General features: G+C 60.5%; 19 protein-coding genes. 3 read left to right on the forward strand and 16 right to left on the reverse strand.

Going from position 1 to position 21116, the window contains the following annotated elements; all coding sequences use genetic code 11:
- Positions 1 to 46 precede the first annotated feature (46 nt).
- The 4 genes from pgsA to ACDZ94_RS27410 all read right to left on the reverse strand — a co-directional run bounded on the left by pgsA (position 47) and on the right by ACDZ94_RS27410 (position 3623).
- Positions 47 to 607, reverse strand: coding sequence for a CDP-diacylglycerol--glycerol-3-phosphate 3-phosphatidyltransferase (gene pgsA, locus ACDZ94_RS27395; RefSeq protein WP_053255497.1), 561 nt, complete (start codon positions 605 to 607; stop codon positions 47 to 49).
- A 32-nt stretch (positions 608 to 639) separates the two neighbouring features.
- Positions 640 to 2463, reverse strand: a complete 1824-nt coding sequence (uvrC, locus tag ACDZ94_RS27400) for an excinuclease ABC subunit UvrC (protein WP_064451817.1) — start codon at positions 2461 to 2463, stop codon at positions 640 to 642.
- A 1-nt stretch (position 2464) separates the two neighbouring features.
- Positions 2465 to 3106, reverse strand: a complete 642-nt coding sequence (gacA, locus tag ACDZ94_RS27405; RefSeq protein WP_017530522.1) for a response regulator transcription factor GacA — start codon at positions 3104 to 3106, stop codon at positions 2465 to 2467.
- A 151-nt stretch (positions 3107 to 3257) separates the two neighbouring features.
- Positions 3258 to 3623, reverse strand: coding sequence for a helix-turn-helix domain-containing protein (locus ACDZ94_RS27410; protein ID WP_064451816.1), 366 nt, complete (start codon positions 3621 to 3623; stop codon positions 3258 to 3260).
- A gap of 81 nt (positions 3624 to 3704) precedes the next feature.
- Between ACDZ94_RS27410 and ACDZ94_RS27415 the strand changes: the two genes are divergently transcribed.
- The gene (locus ACDZ94_RS27415; protein ID WP_064451815.1) at positions 3705 to 3944 is read left to right on the forward strand and encodes a DNA-binding protein; all 240 of its coding nucleotides are present in this window, start codon (positions 3705 to 3707) and stop codon (positions 3942 to 3944) included.
- Between the two features lie 35 nt (positions 3945 to 3979).
- On the opposite strand, the gene ACDZ94_RS27420 is transcribed toward ACDZ94_RS27415, so the two are convergent.
- Together ACDZ94_RS27420 and ACDZ94_RS27425 are read right to left on the reverse strand one after the other, a co-directional pair.
- Positions 3980 to 4426 carry a GNAT family N-acetyltransferase gene (locus ACDZ94_RS27420; protein ID WP_432751873.1) on the reverse strand — a complete coding sequence of 149 codons (447 nt, stop codon included), beginning with the start codon at positions 4424 to 4426 and terminating at the stop codon, positions 3980 to 3982.
- Positions 4427 to 5176, reverse strand: coding sequence for a carbon-nitrogen hydrolase family protein (locus ACDZ94_RS27425; RefSeq protein ID WP_064451813.1), 750 nt, complete (start codon positions 5174 to 5176; stop codon positions 4427 to 4429). It lies immediately after the preceding gene.
- A 619-nt stretch (positions 5177 to 5795) separates the two neighbouring features.
- Between ACDZ94_RS27425 and ACDZ94_RS27430 the strand changes: the two genes are divergently transcribed.
- On the forward strand, positions 5796 to 6875 hold the full coding sequence (locus tag ACDZ94_RS27430; protein ID WP_064451812.1) for a 3-deoxy-7-phosphoheptulonate synthase: 1080 nt from the start codon (positions 5796 to 5798) through the stop codon (positions 6873 to 6875).
- Between the two features lie 61 nt (positions 6876 to 6936).
- Here the strand turns inward: ACDZ94_RS27430 and ACDZ94_RS27435 are convergent, their stop codons facing one another.
- From ACDZ94_RS27435 to ACDZ94_RS27460, 6 genes are all read right to left on the reverse strand, one after another.
- Positions 6937 to 7638: an NAD(P)H-dependent oxidoreductase gene (locus ACDZ94_RS27435; protein ID WP_432751874.1), complete on the reverse strand. Its 702-nt coding sequence runs from the start codon at positions 7636 to 7638 to the stop codon at positions 6937 to 6939.
- 139 nt (positions 7639 to 7777) lie between these two features.
- A complete protein-coding gene (locus ACDZ94_RS27440) occupies positions 7778 to 9385 on the reverse strand; it encodes a 5-guanidino-2-oxopentanoate decarboxylase (RefSeq protein ID WP_432751875.1) in 1608 nt (535 codons plus the stop codon).
- On the reverse strand, positions 9375 to 11483 hold the full coding sequence (locus ACDZ94_RS27445) for an acetate--CoA ligase family protein (RefSeq protein WP_064451809.1): 2109 nt from the start codon (positions 11481 to 11483) through the stop codon (positions 9375 to 9377). Before ACDZ94_RS27445 ends, ACDZ94_RS27440 begins: the two co-directional genes overlap by 11 nt.
- A gap of 18 nt (positions 11484 to 11501) precedes the next feature.
- On the reverse strand, positions 11502 to 12662 hold the full coding sequence (locus ACDZ94_RS27450) for an acyl-CoA dehydrogenase family protein (protein ID WP_064451808.1): 1161 nt from the start codon (positions 12660 to 12662) through the stop codon (positions 11502 to 11504).
- Between the two features lie 28 nt (positions 12663 to 12690).
- Positions 12691 to 13482 (reverse strand): enoyl-CoA hydratase/isomerase family protein, encoded by a 792-nt coding sequence (locus ACDZ94_RS27455; RefSeq protein ID WP_432751876.1) that lies wholly within the window; start codon positions 13480 to 13482, stop codon positions 12691 to 12693.
- Between the two features lie 148 nt (positions 13483 to 13630).
- The gene (locus tag ACDZ94_RS27460; RefSeq protein ID WP_432751877.1) at positions 13631 to 14269 is read right to left on the reverse strand and encodes a TetR family transcriptional regulator C-terminal domain-containing protein; all 639 of its coding nucleotides are present in this window, start codon (positions 14267 to 14269) and stop codon (positions 13631 to 13633) included.
- A 195-nt stretch (positions 14270 to 14464) separates the two neighbouring features.
- Here ACDZ94_RS27460 and dkgB point away from each other — a divergent pair, with 195 nt between their 5' ends.
- Positions 14465 to 15283 (forward strand): 2,5-didehydrogluconate reductase DkgB, encoded by an 819-nt coding sequence (gene dkgB, locus ACDZ94_RS27465; protein WP_432751878.1) that lies wholly within the window; start codon positions 14465 to 14467, stop codon positions 15281 to 15283.
- On the opposite strand, the gene ACDZ94_RS27470 is transcribed toward dkgB, so the two are convergent.
- The 4 genes from ACDZ94_RS27470 to ACDZ94_RS27485 all read right to left on the reverse strand — a co-directional run bounded on the left by ACDZ94_RS27470 (position 15280) and on the right by ACDZ94_RS27485 (position 21116).
- Entirely contained in the window at positions 15280 to 15702 is a 423-nt protein-coding gene (locus ACDZ94_RS27470; protein ID WP_064451804.1) for a hypothetical protein, read from the reverse strand. The genes dkgB and ACDZ94_RS27470 overlap by 4 nt on opposite strands.
- A 134-nt stretch (positions 15703 to 15836) precedes the next feature.
- A complete protein-coding gene (locus tag ACDZ94_RS27475; RefSeq protein ID WP_432751879.1) occupies positions 15837 to 19463 on the reverse strand; it encodes a transporter substrate-binding domain-containing protein in 3627 nt (1208 codons plus the stop codon).
- A gap of 6 nt (positions 19464 to 19469) precedes the next feature.
- On the reverse strand, positions 19470 to 20096 hold the full coding sequence (locus ACDZ94_RS27480) for a response regulator transcription factor (protein WP_064451802.1): 627 nt from the start codon (positions 20094 to 20096) through the stop codon (positions 19470 to 19472).
- 303 nt (positions 20097 to 20399) lie between these two features.
- Positions 20400 to 21116 carry an MgtC/SapB family protein gene (locus ACDZ94_RS27485; RefSeq protein ID WP_053255480.1) on the reverse strand — a complete coding sequence of 239 codons (717 nt, stop codon included), beginning with the start codon at positions 21114 to 21116 and terminating at the stop codon, positions 20400 to 20402.

The following is a 21116-nucleotide window of genomic DNA, read 5'->3' on the forward strand; positions in this document are numbered from 1 at the left end:
TCTATAGAATCCAGAACCCCCGTCAACCCCTTGATTCAAAAAAGTTTTATTTCTTTTCAACGGTGGTGCGCAGGTGAGGCCAGGCAGCGCGCAAATACTGGAGCATGGACCACAACGTCAGGCCAGCGGCGACGAGCAGCAAGGCATAGCCCATCAGAACCCAGAAGGAGAAGTCCGAGGGGTTGGCCAGCAGAATCACCAACGCGAGCATCTGCGCGGCGGTTTTCCATTTGCCCATGTTGGAAACGGCCACGTGGGCACGGGCGCCGATTTCGGCCATCCATTCGCGCAGGGCCGAGACGACGATCTCGCGGCCGATAATCACCGCGGCCGGCAAGGTCAGCCACAGGTTGCCGTGTTCCTGCACCAGCAGGACCAGGGCGACGGCCACCATCAGTTTGTCGGCCACCGGGTCCAGGAACGCGCCGAAGGGCGTGCTCTGTTCCAGGCGGCGCGCCAGGTAGCCGTCGAGCCAGTCGGTCGCCGCCGCAAAAGCAAACACCGAACTGGACGCGGCATAGCTCCATTCGTAAGGCAAATAGAACAACAAAATGAAAATCGGAATGAGCAGGACGCGTAGAACGGTAATCAGATTAGGGATATTCATCGGCACAACTGGCTACGAGGTGAGAAGGCATTCTACTCGCTGTGCAGACTTGCATAAATCAACTCAGCGAGCTTTTTACTGATACCGGGTGCTTTGGCAATTTCTTCAATGCTGGCACGGGATAGCTCCTGCAAGCCACCAAAATGTTTAAGCAGGTCACGCCGACGGGTCGGACCAACGCCTGCGACCCCTTCCAGGGTTGAGGTTCGGCGGGTTTTGCCACGGCGGGCACGGTGGCCGGTGATGGCAAAACGGTGGGCTTCGTCGCGGATCTGTTGAATCAAGTGCAACGCAGGTGAGTCACCTTTCAAGGTGAACTCATGCGCGGCATCATTCAAGTACAACGTTTCGAAACCGGCCTTGCGCGTGGCGCCTTTGGCAACACCCAGCAGAATCAGATCGGGAACGGCCAGCTCGTTGAGCACGTCACGGGCCATGGACAACTGGCCCTTGCCACCGTCCACCAGCAGGATATCGGGGAGCTTGCCCTCCCCGTCCTTCAATTTGCTGAAGCGCCGCGTAAGGGCCTGGTGCATGGCGGCGTAGTCATCGCCGGCGGTGACGCCTTCGATGTTGTAGCGCCGGTAATCGGATTTGATCGGCCCTTCCGGCCCGAACACCACGCAGGACGCCACGGTGGCTTCGCCGCTGGAGTGGCTGATGTCGTAGCACTCAAGGCGCTGGGGCGGCTCGTCCAGGTTAAGGACTTCGGCCAAGGCGTCAAAACGCGCAGCCACGTGCTGTCGATTCGCCAGGCGTGCGCTCAAGGCCTGTTCGGCGTTGGTCACCGCCAATTGCTGCCAGCGCGCGCGCGTGCCGCGTACGCGGTGGCTGATGTCCAGCTCGCGGCCGCGTAGCCCGTGGATCGCTTCGATCAGCGTGGGGAAGTCTTCGTGCACCACGTTGACGATCAGTTCGGACGGCAAGTCGCGCTCGGGGCTGCTGACGTAGTATTGGCCAAGGAACGCGGCCATGACTTCGGCCACGTCCTCGTCGATACCGGTCTGCGGGAAGAAATTCTTGCTGCCCAGCACTCGCCCGCCACGCACGCTGATCAGGTGCACACAGGCGCCGCCCGGGTTGACGAACGCGGCGATCACATCGACGTCACCCGTGCCGCCCTCCATGCTTTGCTGGTCCTGCACGCGGCGCAGCAAGGAGATCTGGTCGCGCAGTTCAGCGGCGCGCTCGAAATCCAGGGTGCTGGCGGCCTGCTCCATGGCGCCGGAAAGCTCATCGGTAAGCGCATTGCTGCGCCCTTCCAGGAACATCACCGAATGGCGCACATCCTCGGCGTACTCCGCCGGGTCAACCAGGCCGACACAGGGCGCCTTGCAGCGTTTGATCTGGTATTGCAGGCAAGGCCGCGTGCGGTTTTTGTAGAAGCTGTCTTCGCACTGACGCACGAAAAAGGTCTTTTGCAGCAGGCTCAGGCTTTCGCGGATTGCGCCGGCGCTGGGGTATGGACCGAAATACTTGCCCTTCTGCTTCTTCGCGCCACGGTGAATACTCAGGCGCGGGAAGTTACCGTCAGATAAATACACGTAGGGATAGGATTTATCGTCACGCAGCAGAATATTGTAGGGCGGCCGCCACTCCTTGATCAGCGTCTGCTCAAGCAGCAGCGCTTCGGTTTCATTGGCGGTGATGGTGGTTTCGACCTGGGCGATACGCGCCACCAGGGCGGCGGTTTTCGGCGCAAGACCGGTCTTGCGAAAGTAGCTCGCCAGACGGCTTTTCAGGTTCTTGGCTTTGCCCACATAAAGCAGGCGTGCCTCGCTGTCGAACATGCGGTACACGCCGGGGCGGCCACTGCAGGTTGAAAGAAAGGCACTCGGATCAAACGGTGTGGTCATGTCAGGCGCTGGCGTCCACCATGCCGTGACGCACCGCGAGCAGGGTCAATTCAACATCACTGCTGATGGCGAGCTTCTCGAAAATGCGATAGCGGTAGGTGTTGACGGTTTTTGGCGACAGGCACAGCTTATCGGAGATCGACTGCACTTTCTGGCAACCGACGATCATCAAGGCGATCTGGATCTCACGCTCCGACAGCGCATCAAACGGCGAGTCACTGGTAGGCTGGAAGGATTTGATCGCCAACTGCTGGGCAATCTGCGGGCTGATATACCGCTGGCCGGCAAATACCAGGCGAATGGCTTGCACCATCTCCGCCAGGCCTGCGCCCTTGGTCAAGTAACCGGCCGCTCCGGCCTGCAGAAGGCGCGTGGGAAACGGGTCTTCCTCGCACACGGTGACCACCACGACTTTAATGTCCGGGTGGCTGCGTAATAATTTGGTAGTGGCACCAAGACCGCCGATCCCAGGCATCTTGACGTCCATCAAAACCACATCGGGTTTCAACTCCCGGGCCTTGATCAGGGACTCCTCCCCCGACTCGGCCTGACCGACTACTTGCAGGCCATCGATGTCAGCCAGCATTCGTGTAATGCCTGTACGAACGAGATCATGGTCATCGACTACTAGCACCCTAATCAAGCAGACACCTCGCGATATGGTCTTATAGGTTGCTGAACACCTTAGCAAAAAACCAGGGCGCAGACCTAGCTGCAAGCGTCATATATATTGAGTTTGCGCCGGATACAGGCTTCTACCGAGCGACATACTGCAGATTATGCTGAGCAAAAGGTCAGGTTTGCTCGAACATCGGCTTGGGTTTTTTGTTATGCGCCGCTGAATGTTCCGCCAACGTGGTGGTCAATCGACGGATAGCATCCTGATCCTCCTTGAACATGGCTCGGTAGTTTTCAAGGATCTTTTCTTCAAGCTGACTCAGGTTTTCAAATTGAATGGGAGTGGGGCTCCCCGTCAGCACATATAAAAGGTCCACTCCACGCTCCGCCACGCGTGACAAATAGTCTGCCTTGGGCGCGCGGCCACCGCTCTCGTACTTACCTTGGGCGTTAGCTTCAACGCCGCCTATTTCACCAAAATTCTTCTGTGACAGGCCAAGACGTTCTCTTTCCTGCCTTAAGCGCGAACCGATTCCACTCATTTGGATGTATGATCCTTTATGGCACACCCCTAGAGGTGACACACTCATCTCGTTTTACACAAACTTGAACGGTTTTGAACTATGCCCGGTATTCGCACTGCTGCACAAGCCAAGGCTTGGTTGGAACATCAAGGTAAGTCAGTTCAAGCGTTTGCTCGTGAGCACGGCGTCGATCCAGCCACGACGTATCAAGTGCTCGCTGGGCGTAAAAAGGGACGGCGTGGGGAAGCCCATAAGGTGGCGGTCCTGCTGGGCATGAAAGAAGGGATTATCGTGGATGAACCTGTCGCTCAACTCTGCGAAACACAAGCTCTGTCCTGACAGCAGTATGCGCTTATTCGTACAGCGTGCCTGTTTTAGTCAAATGGGGTTGTGTGACACTCGCGCTCCATGCACCAGAAGCACTCCTCTTCCCCGACGATACTCAACCCCTGGCGCTGATACAGCCTTCTCGCCGGATTGGTCTTGAACACGGTCAACCGTAAAAGACCCAATCCCTGCGCACGCGCCTTGAGCACCATTCGCTCCAACACCCAACTGCCTGCGCCTTGCTTGCGACAGCGCTCGAGCATGTGCAGTTCACGTATATAAAGCGCCCTGTGATCACGATTGACGCTGATAAACCCCATCACACTGTCTTCGTTGCAGATCAGCCAGTTTTCACGCCCTGCCCAGGCGACGTCAAAGCCGCTGTCAGACCACAGCAAACCGTACTGCTGGTAATAGCGGTTCATGGCGTCATGTGTCAGCGTTCGCGCAAACGGCAGGTCCTGGCTTGTGGCAGCGCGCAGGTGAAAGGCCATTTAGAGCGCTTCCACATGCCCAGCCCAGTGTTCGCCATCGCGGCGGGCAATCACCAGCGCGTCGCCAATACCCGGCGCGGCAGCAAGCAGACTGCCATCGGCTGACCAGATGGCACTGCGACCCGCACAGGCCCAGCCACCGGATGGGCCACCGTGGTTGGCCATCAGCACCAGCATCCGATGCTCGGCGGCGTAACCCTGCAGGAGCGCACTGTCCGTCGCGTAGCCGCCTTCACTGATCAGCACACCTGCGGCGTACACATTGGCACCGGCTTCAGCCGCCTGACGCGGATGGCTGGCGTGGGAAAAGTCTGCGCAGACCGCCAGCGCAATGCGGTCATCCCCCCACTCGAGGGCTGCACCACCCTGCCCCGCGACAAACGCCACTTCTTCGCCCGGGTGCAAATGCTGCTTGGTGTAGACCGCCAGCGAACCGTCCGCGCCCAACACCAGTGCGCCGATCAGCACGCCTTCCCCGGGCGCCAGACGTATCGGCATGCCCACCACCGCCGTTAACCGCAACGCCTGCGCCCTGTCACGCAGCGGCTCAAGCAGCACATCGTCGGGTGCAATCGCCAGGCCGGCCGCCAGCGCCGGCTCATACCCGGTCAACGACAGCTCTGGAAACACCAACAACTGCACGCCCTGCGCCGCCGCCGTCTGCATAAACGCCAGGTGCCGCTGGATATTGGCCGGCACATCACCCGCGATGGAGGTGGTTTGCGCAGCAGCAAGGGTCAAGGCAGTCATGGTCGCGTCCTAGCAATAGATACCAAAGTGTAACCAGCATATCGGCACTCACCCCATAGCCGTAAGTCCCTCACGCGATAGAAATTACTGATTGAATCCTGCCATGCGCCTCTAGTAAGCTCCCCCCATCATTTGGAGAAACACCATGTTGCAACTCACCCACACTCAGGTTTGCCCTGCTGCCAGCGCCTCGCGCTCGGTGTCGGCTGCCCGTGTGAACGGTTTGAGCGCACTGGTCAGCTTTTATTTTGGGTATTGGTTTAGCCACTGGCGCGCCTGATACCTGAAATCGGCGCCCACTACTCAAGGGGTCGCCTACCAGAGAAATCTAACCCCCGGTCGGCTCCCCGACCGGGGGTTTTGTTTTTTCAAGCCTTAATTATTTTGCATCACACCGAACACTAAAAGGACTCACGACATGAACTACGCCACCTATTACCGCTACGACACTTCCACTGCATGGCGATTTAGCAAGCTCCGTTCGGGACAGCCTGCCGCCTCCGATCGGTCACCTATTGGTGGCAAGCCAACACACGCAGCCAATACGGCCAATTGTCGAACACCCCAGTAGGGCAGAGCGTGCGGGAACAGCCCGCCGCTTGCCCAGGAAGCCTTGAATATGAACTCCTCCATCGCCGCTCTGCCCGTCTCTGCCCTGTCCAGCGCCAATGAGGCCCTGACCCAGCGCCTGCCCAGCTCCCTTGAGCTCAAGCACCGGTTGCCTCTCAGCCCGTTCCTCAATGAACAGATCCACGCCCATCGCCAAGCCGTGCGCGCCATTCTCAATGGCGAAGATTCACGTTTGCTGGTGATTGTCGGCCCGTGTTCGATCCACGACCCCGAATCCGCCATGGAATACGCGCGCAACCTGAAGAAGCTGGCACTTGAGGTCAGCGACCAGATGCTGCTGGTGATCCGTGCCTACGTCGAAAAACCGCGCACCACCATCGGTTGGAAAGGCCTGGCCTACGACCCGCACCTGGACGGCAGCGACGACATGGCCGCCGGCCTCACGCTGTCCCGCGAGCTGATGCGCGAAATGCTGCGCCTGGGCTTGCCGGTCGCCACCGAGCTGCTGCAACCGATGGCCGCCGGCTACTTCGATGACCTGCTGAGTTGGGTCGCCATCGGTGCGCGCACGACTGAATCACAGATCCACCGCGAAATGGCCAGCGGCCTGGGCATGCCGGTCGGCTTCAAGAACGGCACCGACGGCGGGGTTGCGATTGCCTGCGATGCAATGCGCTCGGCGTCGCACCCGCACCGCCACTTCGGCGTCGACAGCCAGGGCCACCCGGCGATCATCCAGACCCCGGGCAACCCCGACACCCATCTGGTGCTGCGCGGCGGTCACCGTGGGCCGAACTACGACGCGCAAAGCGTGGCGCAAGTGAAGCATGACCTGGCCAAGTCCAAGGTCGCGGCGCGGATTATGGTCGACTGCAGCCACGCCAACAGTGGCAAGGACCCGTTGCGTCAACCGGCGGTGTTCAACGACGTGTTGGAACAGCGCCTGCAGGGTGACACCTCGCTGATCGGCATGATGCTCGAAAGTCATCTGTTCGAAGGTTGCCAACCGTTGAGTGCGTCGATGAAGTACGGCGTGTCGGTGACAGATGGTTGCCTGGGCTGGAACAGTACCGAGCAGTTGTTGCGCAGTGCGGCCGAGCGCCTTCGCGCGCACAGCAAAGCCGACTGACCGATGAGAATCAAACTGTGGGAGCTGGCTTGCCAGCTCCCACAGTTGAACGTCGCCGGGCTCAGGAAAGTGGGTACAGCGCCTCATCAAACTGCGCCAGTTGCGCAAACACCAAGGGCTGTTCATCCACCAGCCCTTGTAGCCGCTGCTCATACGCCAGCAGAAAATCCCGCCGCGCCTCGTCGCTGATATACGGCACATGCCACGCCACAAACGGCGGCAGCACCTCATACCCGACATACGCCAACGTACCGCGCAGGATCGGCCGCAACATATCCTCCAGCGGCCCATGAATCGCGCCTTCACCGAACATGTGTTCGCGCCCGCCCAAGGTCACCGTGACCAGCGCACGCTTGCCCGCCAAACCGCCCTGATCATAGAACCGCTTGCCGCCATAACACACACCGGACACCAGCACGCGGTCGACCCAGCCCTTGAGCATTGCAGGCATAGAGAACCAGAAGATCGGAAAATTAAGGATCAGCAGGTCGGCCCATAGCACCTTGTCCAACTCGCCCTGAATATCCGCCGCGATCGACTGTTTTTTTACACCCAGGCGTTGCTCCAGGGCATACACCAGATACTCGGGATTCTCTCGCGTGGAAAAATCAGCCGCCGACGCCACCGGGTTCCACTGCATGGCATACAAGTCACTCACCTGCACCTGATGCCCCAGGCCTTGCAGCGTAGTCACGCCCTGGTCGCGCAACGCAGCGGTAAAGGACTGTGGCTCAGGGTGGGCGTGAACAATCAAAACCTTCATGTGAACTCCTCAAACGGTGTACGCCGCCCGTTGGGCGAGCAAATGATCAAGCCATTCGGGGGCCATTTTCGCTTCCGATGAAAACAGCAGGCCGGTGCGCCTTTGGCTGTTTTCGCCCAGGGTCCCGCGCCTGTATGGGTCAACAGGCACAGGCATGTTTGAGCTCGATCAACGTCACGCCATTGCGTTTGAAGCCGTTGCGCAAGTCCGTCTGCAATTCATCCAGGCTCTTGGGTTGGTACACGGCGCAACCGAACGCCTGGGCAAACAGCGCAAAATCCGGGTTGCGCGGCAGCACACCGATGGGTTCGATATCCAGGCTCAGCATGTCGTCGCGGATCTGGCCAAGGGCGTCGTTATTCCACAACAGCACCACCAACGGGCTGTCCAGTTCCTCCACGGCGGTCGCCAGTTCCTGGGCGGTGTAGAGAAAACCGCCGTCCCCCACTAACACCAGGCCGGGGCGCAGCGGCGCACCGAACTTGGCGCCGATGCCGGCGGGCAAGCCATAGCCCAAGGTGCCGTAGCCGGTGGGGTGCAACCAGCTGCGCGGGGCGCGGCTTGGGTAAGCGTAGTTGCCGGTGTAGGCCAGTTGGGTCATGTCACTGCTGATGAACGCGTTGGCAGGCAGTTCGGCCTCGATGCGGTCAAGAATGGCTTGATGAATGGCCTGTAGCGGGCCGTGCCCAAGCGCTACCGCCTGGCGCAATGTTGCGACCTTTTTGATCGACGCGTCTGCGTGGCGCGGTGCAGGCGGTAACCCTTCGAGCAAGGCCAACACGGTCTGGTTGGCATCGCCGTGCAACGCCAGCGTGCAGGCGTAGAAATCATTGAATTTGCGCGGATCGATATCCACCCGTAACAGCTCACCCTTGATTGGCAAACGCTCGCGCCAATAATCGGTGTCAGCCATTTCCGTACCGACCGCCAGCACCACATCGGCCTCGCTGATCAGTTGCCAGCCCGGTTCGACACACAGGGTGGAACCGGCATTCAGCGGATCGTTGATCGGCAGCAGTCCCTTACCCGCAACGCTGGTAAAAAACGGCGCCGCCAGGCGCGTACTCAAACGCTGTAACGCCTCGCTTGCTGCCAATGCGCCCCCGCCGGCAATGATCATCGGCCGTTTGGCCGCCGCGAGCGCGGCCACTGCCTGCTCCAGCACGTCGGCCGATGGCAGACCACGCCCTGGACGGCGGACCACCTCATTGCTCCAATCCCTTTTGACCGGTGCCGCCAACACATCCAGCGGCACCGAAATATGCACCGGCCGTGGCCGCTCGCTGTCGAACACCGCGTAGGCACGGGCGATCAGCTCGGGCAGATCCTCGGCACTCAATGCCACCGCCGAAAACGCGGTGATGGGAGCGGTGATCGCCCGCTGATCCTGGGTCTCGTGCAGGCTGCCCCAGCCTTTGCCGAGGCTGGCGGTGGAGTTGACGCTGGAGATCACCAGCATCGCAATGGAATCGGCATAGGCCTGGCCGATGGCGGTTGCGGCATTGGTGACGCCAGGGCCGGTGATGACAAAGCACACGCCGGGTTTACCACTGACTCGTGCATAGCCGTCGGCCATAAAACCGGCGCCCTGTTCGTGGCGCGTGAGCACGTGGCGAATGCCGCTGCCGGGCAGGCCGCGATACAGTTCCAAGGTGTGCACACCGGGAATGCCGAACACCGTGTCGACGCCATAGTTGGCCAACAACCGCACCAGCGCCTGGCCGCCGGTCACCGTTTTATCTTGCATAGCCATCTCCTAGTCGAATCAATGCATCGACCGCCGTGGCGCCTTGGGCATTGACCAGCAATGGGTTCACATCGAGTTCCAGCAACCGTTCGGCATTGGCACAGGCGTAGTCGGCCACCGCGCGAATCGCCGAGACCAACGCGTCCATATCCGCCACCTCACGCCCGCGAAAACCTTGCAGCAAAGCGGCGCTGCGCAGGCTGAGCAACGCGTTGCCAATCGCCTCGTCAGTGGTGGGCAGCAACAGGCTGCGGCTGTCCTTGAGCAGTTCCACCAGGATGCCACCGGCGCCAATCACCAGGGCCAGGCCGAAGTCGTTTTCACGCTTGATGCCTACGATCAACTCGGCCAAGGGCTGGGCTGCCATGGACTCCAATAGCAGTCGATCGAAGGCAACGCCGGGTGCATACGCGGCGATTTGCCCGCGCATCTGCTCAATCGCAGCGCTTAAAGCGGCTGCGTCTGGCAGGTTAAGCGCCACCGCCCCGGCTTCGGTTTTATGCGGTAAATCGGTGCTGACTGCCTTGAGCACCAACGGGTAGCCCAACACCTGTGCATCGGTAATCGCGCGTTCCGGCGTACTCAACACACTCGGTGGAGTGGGCAAGCCAAACGCGCGTAATGCCTGTTTGGACGCCCATTCATCCAGGGCCGCGCCATGGCCATCGAGGGCTTGTGGGCACAGCGGTTCGAGGATCGATTCGCCCCGCTCAAGCAAGACGCGACGATGGTTTTGGTAGCCAGCAATCCGGCCCCATGCCGCGAGCGCATCTTCCACCCCCTGCAAGGCGGGAATGCCGTGGGCATGCAGGCGTTCGCGGGCATGGACCGGCAACAGCTCGGGAAACGCCGAGGTGACGAAACCGCTCTTGCCATGTCGGCCGAGCGCTGCGCAAAACAGCGCCAACAGCAGGTCGCATTCCTGGCGCTCGCCGGTAAATTCGGCCGGGTAATCCAGCACCAGCATGGCGGCATCTGCGTCGGTGCGCAGGGCCGTGTCGAGCATGCTATGGAGTGCTTCACGGTCGCCCCAGATGGCGGTGGTGAAATCCAATGGGTTGACCAGATTGGCGTAGCTGGGCAGCACCTGCGCCAGTTCAGCACGCTGGCCTGCGTCAAGTTTCGGCAGGGCCAGATGGTTGCGCTCGGCGTAATCGGCAATCAGCCCAGCATCACCACCGGAACAGGCCAGCGCGATCAGGCGATTTCCTGCCGGCAGGTTGCCGCACGCCGCCGCCTTCAAGGTTTCGACAAAACTCACCGGCCCGCTCACCCGGATCACGCCCAGACGTGCAAACAAGCTGTCGTACAGCGCATCGGAGCCGGACAGTGAACTGGTGTGACTTAATGCCAGCTCGGCGCCTAGCTGCGAGACGCCGGTTTTCAGTGCGATGATCGGAATGCCTTTTTCCAGGGCTTTGTGCGCCGCACGGGCAAAACCCGGCACATTTTTCAGGCCTTCCAGGTGCAGGCCGATGGCGGTAACGCGCGGTTCGTCGAGCAACACGTCCATCAATTCGGCCACGCCCAGTTGTGCCTGGTTACCCACTGAAGCCATGTAGGCGACCGGCAATGAGCGGTCGCTCATCGACAGGTTGTAGGCAAAGTTGCCGCTCTGGGTCAGTACCGCGACGCCCTTCTCGACCGTCTTGCCGCCATGGGCCACCGGCCACAATGCCGAGTTGTGCAGGTAGTCCAACAGGCCGTAGCAGTTGGGGCCGAGCAAGGCCATGTCGCCTGCCACTTCTAGCAACTGCTGTTGCAAGGCTGCACCGTCGGCGCCGGTTTCGGCAAACCCTGAGGCGTAGCAAATAGCTCCGCCCGTGCCGATGGCGGCGAGTTCAGCGATGCAGGTCAATGTCAGTTCACGGTTGGTGGCGACAAACACCGCATCCGGGCCGCACGGCAGATCAGCCACGCGGCGGACACAAGGGATGCCGTCGAGGCAGTCATGCTGCGGGTTGACCAGCCACATTTGCCCGGTAAACCCGCCGTCGGCGCAGCGCTTTAGGGCGCGAGCCATGCTGCGCCCGCCGACAAATGCCAGATGCCGGGGCGCCAGCAGGCGCTTGAGGTTATCGCGAATAGCCTGGGACATAAGCGTTCTCCGCGCCGATCAGCGCAACAGCGGCCGCAACAGTTCGCGCGCAATGATATGGCGCTGGATTTCCGAAGTGCCTTCCCAGATCCGTTCGATCCGTGCGTTGCGCCAGATGCGCTCCACCGGTCCTTCATCCATCAAGCCCATGCCGCCGAAAATCTGCACGGCGTCGTCGGCGACCTTGCCCAGGGTTTCGCTGGCAAACAATTTGGCCATGCCGGCCTCGCCGTCGGTCATGCGGCCCTGGTCCATCTTCCAGGCAGTGTGCAGGGTCAACAACTCGGCAGCGCGAATCTGCGTGGCCATGTCCGCCAGCTTGAAACTCACGCCTTGATAGGTACCGATGGGCTGGCCGAACTGCTTGCGATCCGCCGCCCATTGCAGCGATACGTCCAGCGCCCGCTGAGCCTGGCCGACGCAATTGGCGGCGACCATCACGCGCCCTGCGGTGAGCCAGGCATTGGCGACATCCCAGCCTTTGCCCACTTCACCGAGCACCTTGGACGCCGGGACGCGGCAGTCGTCGAAGAACATCTCATAGGTGTGATAGCCGCGGTTGCTGACGCACTTGGGACCTCGGCGGATGGTCATGCCCGGGGTACCCCGGTCCACCAGAAACGAGGTCACCTCATTGCGTGGGCGCCCGTTGTATTCATAGGTGTCGGTCACGGCAAACACGATGGCGAAATCGGCGTGCCCCGCATGGCTGATAAAGTGCTTGCTGCCGTTGATCACGAAGTCATCGCCGCTGCGCACGGCACGGGTCTTGATGGCGTTGGCATCCGAGCCGGCACCCGGCTCGGTCAGCGCGAAGCAGTCGATTTTCTTGCCCTGCACGCAGGGCAACAAGTAGTCCTCAATCTGTGCGCCAGTGCAGGCCATGAGGATTTTCGAGGGGCGCGCGACAAACACATGCAGTGCCCACGACACCTTGGACAACTCCCGTTCGATCAGCGCCTGGGACAGGTAATCGAGGCCGCCACCACCGACCTCTTCGGGCATGTTGAAGGCATAGAAACCAGCAGCGATGGCCTTGTCACGAATCTGCGCAGCAAGCGCCGGCGAGACCTCATCGGCGCGGTCCACCGCCGCCTCATGGGGCAGCAACTCCTTGATCACAAAACTGCGTACCGCGTCCACCAACATGTCTTGTTCTTGGCTGAGTTGGAAATTCATGGCGCTACCTGCTCGGGGGGTGTTGTTGTTATTTGCCGCAGAAGTTCGGGAGGCGTTTTTCCATGGCTGCGCGCAGGGCTTCAGCACCATCGGCACTGCGTCCACACAACAACCCAGCGGCCAGTTCGGCCTGCAGTTGCTCGGGCAGGCTGCGATCGGCGCCGTCGCGGATCAGGGCCTTGGTCTGGGCGAAGGCGAAGGTCGGGCCGTTGGCCAGGCGCGTCGCCAACTCGGTGGCGTGGGCGTGGAGTTGATCATCGGCGACCACCTCGCCCACCAACCCGGCAGCCAGCGCGCGGTCGGCGCTCCACAGTTCATCGAGGAACAGCAGGCGCTTGGCCTGTTCGCTGCCGATCAGGCGCGGTAAGTGCCAACTGGCACCGGCATCCGGCGAGTAAGCCAGGCTGGTGTAGCCGGCCTTGAAGCGTGCCGACTGCGCGGCGATGCGCAGGTCGCAACACAAGGTGAGGTCCATGCCGGCGCCGACGGCGGTGCCGTTGATCGCAGCAAGGGTGGGTTTGTCGAGGGTGTGCAGGCGGGTAATCAGGGCGTGGGCGGTTTCGGTCCAGCCGTAGGTTTCCAGGGCGCCACGGGCTTCGGCTTCGGCCCACTCCGCCAGGTCGGCACCGGCGCAGAAGCTACGCCCGTTGCCGGTCAAGACCACCGCACGCACGGCGCTGTCGGTGTTGAGCGTATCGAGCAAGGCATGCAGGTGCTTGAGGGTCGGGATGTCCAGTGCATTGCGCTGGGCAACCCGGTTGAGGGTGATCCAGGCAATGCCTGCTTGCACATGGGTAAGCACGGGCGAATCGGTAGTCATGGCTTCCTCGAATTATTTTAATTGGCTTGAGGGGTGCGACATGGCGAGATACTAAACGAGTGTTCAGCAAGGAGGCAATCGGCAAACTGCAAATATTTTCAGGGGGGAAATATCGACCTGGACATTGCGTCCAGGCGCTGAGAAAGGTTCAGGCTTTGAGCTGGTAACGTTGGCGACCGCCACTCTGCAAGCCGTCGACCCAGGCTTCGCAAATCTGGATGCCCTGCGCCGGCGTAAAGGTGCCAGGGTTGAGCCCCGACTCCAACCACAACCCATCGAGCAAGGCGCTCAAGCCGATGGCGGCCAGGTCGGCGTCGAACTGTTTCCACCCCTCCTCCCTGGCCATGTCCGTCAGGGCCGAGCGCATGATGGTGCGGTACTCGCCATAGGAATGTTCGTGGGCCTGGTTGATCGCCGGAGCCGTCTTGACCGCGCCCCAGAATACCAGCCAGGCGTCCAGCAGTTGCGGGTCGAGCAGTTCCGCAGAAAAGGAGCCACGAAACAACGCCGACAAGCGTTCCCGCGGTTGCGGTGGCGCCTTGGCCATGGTCTCGCGCAACAGGCTCATGACTTGGGCGGTGATCGTGCGATAGGCCTCGGCCACCAGTTCATCCTTGCCCGAATAGTGATGACTGATCAGCCCCACCGACACCCCGGCCTCGGCGCTTATCTTGCGAATCGACGCGCCCTGGAAGCCATCGCGCTTGAGGCAAGTGAGCGTCGCCTGGACCAGATTGGCCTTGCGCAATTCCGGCTCCATGCGGGAGAAACGGGATTCCTGGGTCATACGGCGATTTCCTGCGGTTGAGTCGGCTGCACGACTCTACCTCAGTCGCGGTAACCGGGCGACACCCGATCCAGCATCCGCAGCAACGCCACTCGTGACTTCTGGTAAAGAGTCCTTTTCGGGTTCGGCGGTTTTTCCGAAGGAACGACGCGGGGATACTCGACTCCATTGTTCACCCCCCTTCTGGAGTTACTGATGTCTATCCCGACCCAAAACGTTCCCGCCTTCGGCCTCGGCACCTTCCGCCTGCAAGGCCAGGTGGTCATCGACTCCGTGAGCAACGGCCTGGAACTGGGCTACCGCGCCATCGACACCGCGCAGATCTATGAGAACGAAGCCGATGTCGGCCACGCCATCGCCGCCAGTGGCGTGCCGCGTGATGAATTGTTCATCACCAGCAAGATCTGGGTGTCCAATTTTGCCGATGGCTTGTTGATTCCCAGCCTGCGTGAAAGCCTGAGCAAACTGAAGACCGACTACCTGGACCTGACCCTGATCCACTGGCCGTCACCGGAAGACCAAGTCCCCGTGGCCGAATTCATGGGCCAGTTGCTTGAAGCCAAGCGCCTGGGCCTGACGCGCCAGATCGGTATTTCCAACTTCACCATTGACCTGATGAAGCAGGCCATTGCTGCGGTGGGCGCCGAGAACATCGCCACCAACCAGGTCGAACTGCACCCGTATCTGCAAAACCAGAAGGTCGTGGATTTCGCTACCGCCCAGGGCATTCAAATCACGTCGTACATGACCCTGGCCTACGGTGAAGTGCTGAAAGACCCGGTGCTCCAGCAAATCGCCGAACACCATCAGGCCACCCCTGCGCAAGTGACGTTGGCCTGGGCCATGCAGTTGGGCTATGCGGTAATCCCGTCGTCGACCAAACGCGCCAACCTGGAGAGTAACCTCAAGGCCCTGCAACTGACCTTGAGCGCTGCCGACATGGCGCAGATTGCTGGCCTGGAACGTGGCCACCGCTTGACCAGCCCCAAGGGCATTGCGCCGAAGTGGGATTAAACCCCCGCTATCGGCCTGCAGGATAACTCCCGCAGCCACGGCAACACCCGCAGGCCCGTGGCGGCCTCGGGTGGGTCGATGATGTCCATGAAATGTTCAAGGTTGACGTTGTCCGGCACTCCGGGCAGGCGTACCAGCACAGACGGCATTGCGCCAGCGGGTTGGCCTGGGTCCAGGTGATCGTAGAGCAACACATGGCGCACCTGGGGCTGCGGCCCGCAGACATGAGCGGCAAGCCCCGCATTGATGATCAAGACATCGAAGGGTTCGGCCGGGACTGCGGTGAGAATCTGGACTTCTTCGTAGGTTTGCACCGGCACAATCCGGTGGTACCCCAACTGATTGAGCATTTTTTCGATGTACAGCCGTTGCAGGTGCTGTTCATCGGCAATCAGGATGGTCAGTGCTTTGTTCGGCATGGCAACCCCCTGGGCTGGCAGTACTCGTCAATGAGAGCGGCTCATTTTCCAGACATATCCAGAAGACAAAATCAGCCATGTTCCCCCTTCACGTAGGAGTTCTCCCAAATTCACCGAATGACCGGAAACCGCAGTCATGAAGGATTGCAGTAGTCACTCAGTCGTTTATGCAAATCGTCAATCGCCTCGTCTACCGCTTCAATCGCAGCCCCCAGTGCGGTGCGCTCCTGTCGTTCACAAACCCTCTCCAACGTTTCGCAACAGGTGGTCAGCGCTTGGGCCTTGACCATTCGCGCCCCGCCCTTGACTCGATGAGCGAGGTCGTGCAGCCCGCGAAAACTGACTTGGCGCTGCAGCAACGGGAGCCTCACGCGGTCAGTTTCCAGGCTGTCGAGCAACGCGTTCAAGAGTTCCTTGAGCGCTACTTGATCGTCCCCCGTGACCACCCTTAGCGAACCCAAATCCAATACCCCATCAACGTCGGGTACGCCTGGGCTGAACGCAAGCGAGGCCAGCGCCGAGCGTAAGTCCTCAAGCCCGGCCGGTTTGAACAGGCAACCATCCATGCCCGCCTGCCGACAGCGCTCGGTTTCTTCCGGTTGTGCATTGGCGGTAAAACCCAGCAGCAGGCAGGGTTCCAACCCTTGCTCACGCTCTTGCGCACGAATATCACGTGCCAAGGCATAGCCATCCTTGAGGGGCATGTTGCAATCGGTAATCACCACGTCGGGATGCTGGGTTTGCCAACGCTCAAACCCCTGAACCCCCTCTTCGGCAGTGATAATGCGATGCCCCAGAAAGCTCAGTTGCCGGGCCAGCAGCAAGCGGTTAGCCGGGTAGTCATCCACGACCAGAATGTCCAGTACACGGGTCGGCCGGACGGCTGGGGCCGGGGCCGAAACCTCGGGCGGCAATGCAGCCGCCCTGGCAAGTGTCAACGTCACATCCAACCGCGTACCCTGCCCGAGCACACTGCTCAACTGCAGCTTCCCGGCCATCATTTCGCACAGATTACGGCTGATCACCAAGCCCAAACCCGACCCGCTGCGCGCCGACTGCTCGGTATTGCTGCCTTGGATAAACGGGTTGAACAGGCGCTGCTGGTCCTCGGCGCTGATGCCAATGCCGGTGTCTTCTACCCATAACCTGAGGCTCAGATGGTCTGCATCAGGCGCCGCAGAACTGTGTGCGCCCAACCGAACCTGGCCATCGGCGGTGAACTTGATGGCATTGCTCAGCAGGTTGGAGACCACCTGCTTGAACCGCAACGGGTCGATCAACACCGGGCAGTCAATCAGTGGCTCAAGCTCTACCTGCAGCGACAGGCCCTTGGCCCGCGCCAGCCCTTCGAATACCCGTGCCACCGACATCAACAGTTCATGCGGGTTGGCTGACTCCAGGGCAAGAGACAGGTGGCCAGACTCGATCCGGGCAATATCCAGAATATCGCCAATCAATTCCAGCATGCTGTGGGACGCAACCGAAGCGACGGCCAAGGCATCGCGGTCGGCGTGCCCCTGCTCGGCGTTGGCAAGCGCCAACTCGATCATGCCGATCACGGCGTTCATGGGCGTGCGGATTTCGTGGCTCATGGTCGCCAGGAACGTGGTCTTGGCACGGTTGGCGGCATCGGCTTCCTCCTTGGCTTCCTGCAACTGGCCCAGGAGCCGCTGGCGCTCGCTCACATCCACCCAACCGGCAATCATGCCCACGACGTTCTCGTCGCCATCACGGTACGGCAGCATCCAGTGGTAAATGGTCAACACCTTGCCACCGGGCAACCTGAGTACCCGATCATGAATCTGCGGCTCGCCACGTTCCATCAGCCGCAGGTAATCCTCATGGAAAGATTGGGCCTGCGGCGGGTTGCCGGTGTCGGTTTCTGTCACCGTCTTGCCGATCATCGCTTCGAGCTTGAAGCCGAAGACGTCCAGGAACGCACTGTTGCAAGCCATCAGCCGACCCTGGCGGTCGCGCACGTAAATCGGATGAGGCGTACCGTCGATCAGTACCCCCATAAAGCGCATCTGGTCGCTCAATGCCCGCTCGGCCTGGGCACGTTTGCGTATCAGACTGCGCAGGTAAATCGCCCACCCCAGGGTTACCAGCAGCAATACCGCCGCCAGGCCAAACCCTTGGATAATCGCACTGCGATGGCGCAACCAATGGTCTTCGATGATCACATCGGCACGCCATGGGTTGGCCAACTCATCCATTTCCTGAGGGCTGATGCTCAGCAACGCCTTGTCCAATATCGAGTACAACTCCAACTCGCCACGGTTGACCCCGAACGTCATGCGTACCGGATCAGAGCCCACCGTGCTGGTCACGCGCAAGCGGTCACGGTACTGAAAGGCAATAAGGTAACGCGCATAGATCAACGAATTGACGGCCCCATCGGCACTGCCGTTGGCCACCAGGGCCATGGCCTGCGTAGGGCTCCCGGCCTCCACAAAGTGGATACCGGGGTAGTCCCGATTGATGACCTCACGCAGCGCGTTGCCGCTGGTCACCGCGAGACGTTTTCCGATCATGTCCTCCAGGGTCATCGTGCCGGGGTAGTCGCTGCGGCTGACCAGCACCAGCGGGTTGGTCAGGTAGGGCCGGGTAAAACGCACCTGATCAGAGTCTTCGATGCTCGGCGCCACCACCGCCATCATGTCTGCCCGGCCCTTACTGACCGCGTCAATTTGCTCGGGCATCGAACCACCGGAGACCACATCGAACTTCAAACCGGTACGCAGGCTGATCCTCGATAAAACGTCCGCACTCAGCCCCTCTAATTGCCCCTGTGCCGTGAAGGATGCCAATGGCAGCATCAGGTCGGACGCAACCACTCGGACCCGCGGGTGCTTCTCGAGCCAGCGCTGTTCACTGCGGCTCAAGTGCAGCCGTTCGGCCCCCAGAAAGCCAAGGTTACCTGCACTCCAACGGCGCAAGATTTCCATCTGTTCGTTAACCGAGATCGACCTCAGCGCAGTATTGATGATACGCAGCAGGCGAGTGTTGTCGCGGGTAACGGCGAACGCGAAGGCGTTGGATTCCAGGATGGAAAAATCCGCCATTTGCACATTGTTGAGGTGGTTACGGTTGATCTGGTAGTTGGCGGTGATGGCATCCCCGAGATAAACATCGGCGCGGCCGAATGCCACGGCGCCGATGGCTTCGAAGATAGAGGGAAACAGTTCCACGTGGGCCTTGGGGTAAAAAGCCTCTACGACGTCGGGCGGCATGTAGTGATAGAGCATCGCCACGCGCTTGCCTGCCAGGTCGACGCTCAGGGATTGGGTGTCTCCGGTACGGGTAACCAGAATCGGTTGATCATTGGCATAGGAGCGCGACAGCACCAACTGTGGGTCACCTGCTTCAAACCCGTTGGCCGACCCAAGCAAATCAATGGCGCCCTGCTTGAGCGCCTCGATCACTTCATCGCGCGTATCGTAGCGCCGGACCTCAACGGTGATATTCAGCGACTGTGCGAACAACTTCGCATAGTCAGCCGTGACGCCTTCAAGCTCGTCGTTGTTATTGGTCAGTTCGAAAGGCCCGTAATCGGGAGCGGAAACCCCCATCAACAATGTTCGCCGCTCGCGCAGCCAATGCCAGTCCGCTTCCCCCAACACCACGGATGGGCCTGTACCGTCAACGTTGGAGTGCCCCAGCAACCGCAGGGTATGGGGCTCATCAAGGGCCGCAGCCATCATCGGAAGCAGGCTCATCAACAGCGTAGTGATGAACCCTCGAACCTGGGCATGGGTCATTTCAAATCAGATCAGATGATTACGCTGGGCAAACTTGGCCATGTGTACCACGGACGACATGCGCAGCTTCTCCTTGAGCCTCGTCTTATAGGTACTGATGGTCTTGTGGCTCAGCAGCATTTGATTGGCGATTTCGTTATTGCCCAACCCCAGCGCCAGCATCTGCAACACCGCCAGCTCGCGATCCGACAGCAACTGCACCAGCTCCAACTCCGTAGACTGCAAATCATCACGGCGTACCGAACTGCTTGGCAAACTGGGAAAGCAGCTGTAGTTGGACATCACGGCCTTGATCGCTTTTTGCAGCTCGTCCAGTTCCCCTGTCTTGGCGACAAACCCCATTGCGCCTGCACGCATGCAACGCGAGGAAAAGAACTCCGGAAGGTACGACGTCAGTACCAGAATCTTGCACGGCAAGCCCAGCGCCTTGACTCGGCCGATCACCTCCAGCCCCCCCAGCTTCGGGATTGCCAAGTCGAGAATGATCAAGGCTGGGCGCCCCTCTCTGGCCTTCTGCACGGCATCGGCACCATTACCCGCTTCATCAATGTCAGTGAAGCCTTCCAGCGTCAGCAGATGGCGGACGGTTTTGCGGATAAACGGGTGATCGTCAACTATTAACGCTTTGCTCATAACACTCCCCTGAGAGGTAAGTAGACTTACACACCACACGGGACACAGGTACCTGTGAGAAATGACAGTGCCGACCAGCGGTGCTGCCCTCACTCAGGACGATAGCCAGGCTATGCCTGGTCCCTTTCGATTGAAAACAGGCCGAACACGTACAGCCAAACGGCTGCCGCTGGCTAGTTGCAAGGGCGCAACCTTAGCAACGAAATGACGTTTCAATCGAAGGGATAGTCCCAACCAAATGTAGGACTTTTCCTCGCGAAAGCATTCCCAAGCCAACGTCTGGTCATGCTTTGCAGGCGCAGGCTAATCGGTGGTACTCGGGCTCCAGAAGGCCTGCACCACCAGGGTCGATGTGGAGATACGCGCCACCAGTGCATCCAGTTCGTCACCATCGACTGACGTGGCGGCAAGGGTGGCCTCGATTTCCACTTCTTCGCTGCCGAATGGGCGTACGTCGACGTCGCTGGCCGGGTAGTTGCAGCGCGCCAACTCGGCTTCCAGCAATACCATCACCGCCTGTTGCTGGCTGCGCCGTGCGATGACATACAGGATGTTGGTGACCTCTGCCGACACCACGTCCAATGGCTGACGGTTGATGTTATTGACGATCGGCCGCAGCAAGGTATTGGCCGCCAGCACAAACAGCGTGCCGAGCAGCGCTTCGAGAATCAGGTCGGCCCCTGCACAAGCCCCCACCGCCGCCGAGGCCCAGAGCGTGGCAGCGGTGTTGAGCCCGCGCACATTACCTTCCTCACGCATGATCACGCCGGCCCCCAGAAAGCCGATGCCCGAGACCACATACGCGACGACCCGCACGGCACCTTCCGCGCCGCCCAGGCGGTTGGCCATGTCGACGAAAATCGCCGCGCCCACCGCCACCAGCACGTTGGTGCGCAAGCCCGCCGTGCGCTGGCGGTACTGACGCTCGAAGCCGATCAAGCCACCAAGGATAAACGCCGCGGTGAGGCTGACCAACGTGTCGACCAGAGTGGTGAGGTTGATGTTGTTGATGGCTTGCAT

It is taken from the genome of Pseudomonas sp. UBT (assembly GCF_050915955.1).
Taxonomy (GTDB): Bacteria; Pseudomonadota; Gammaproteobacteria; order Pseudomonadales; family Pseudomonadaceae; genus Aquipseudomonas; species Aquipseudomonas antarctica_A.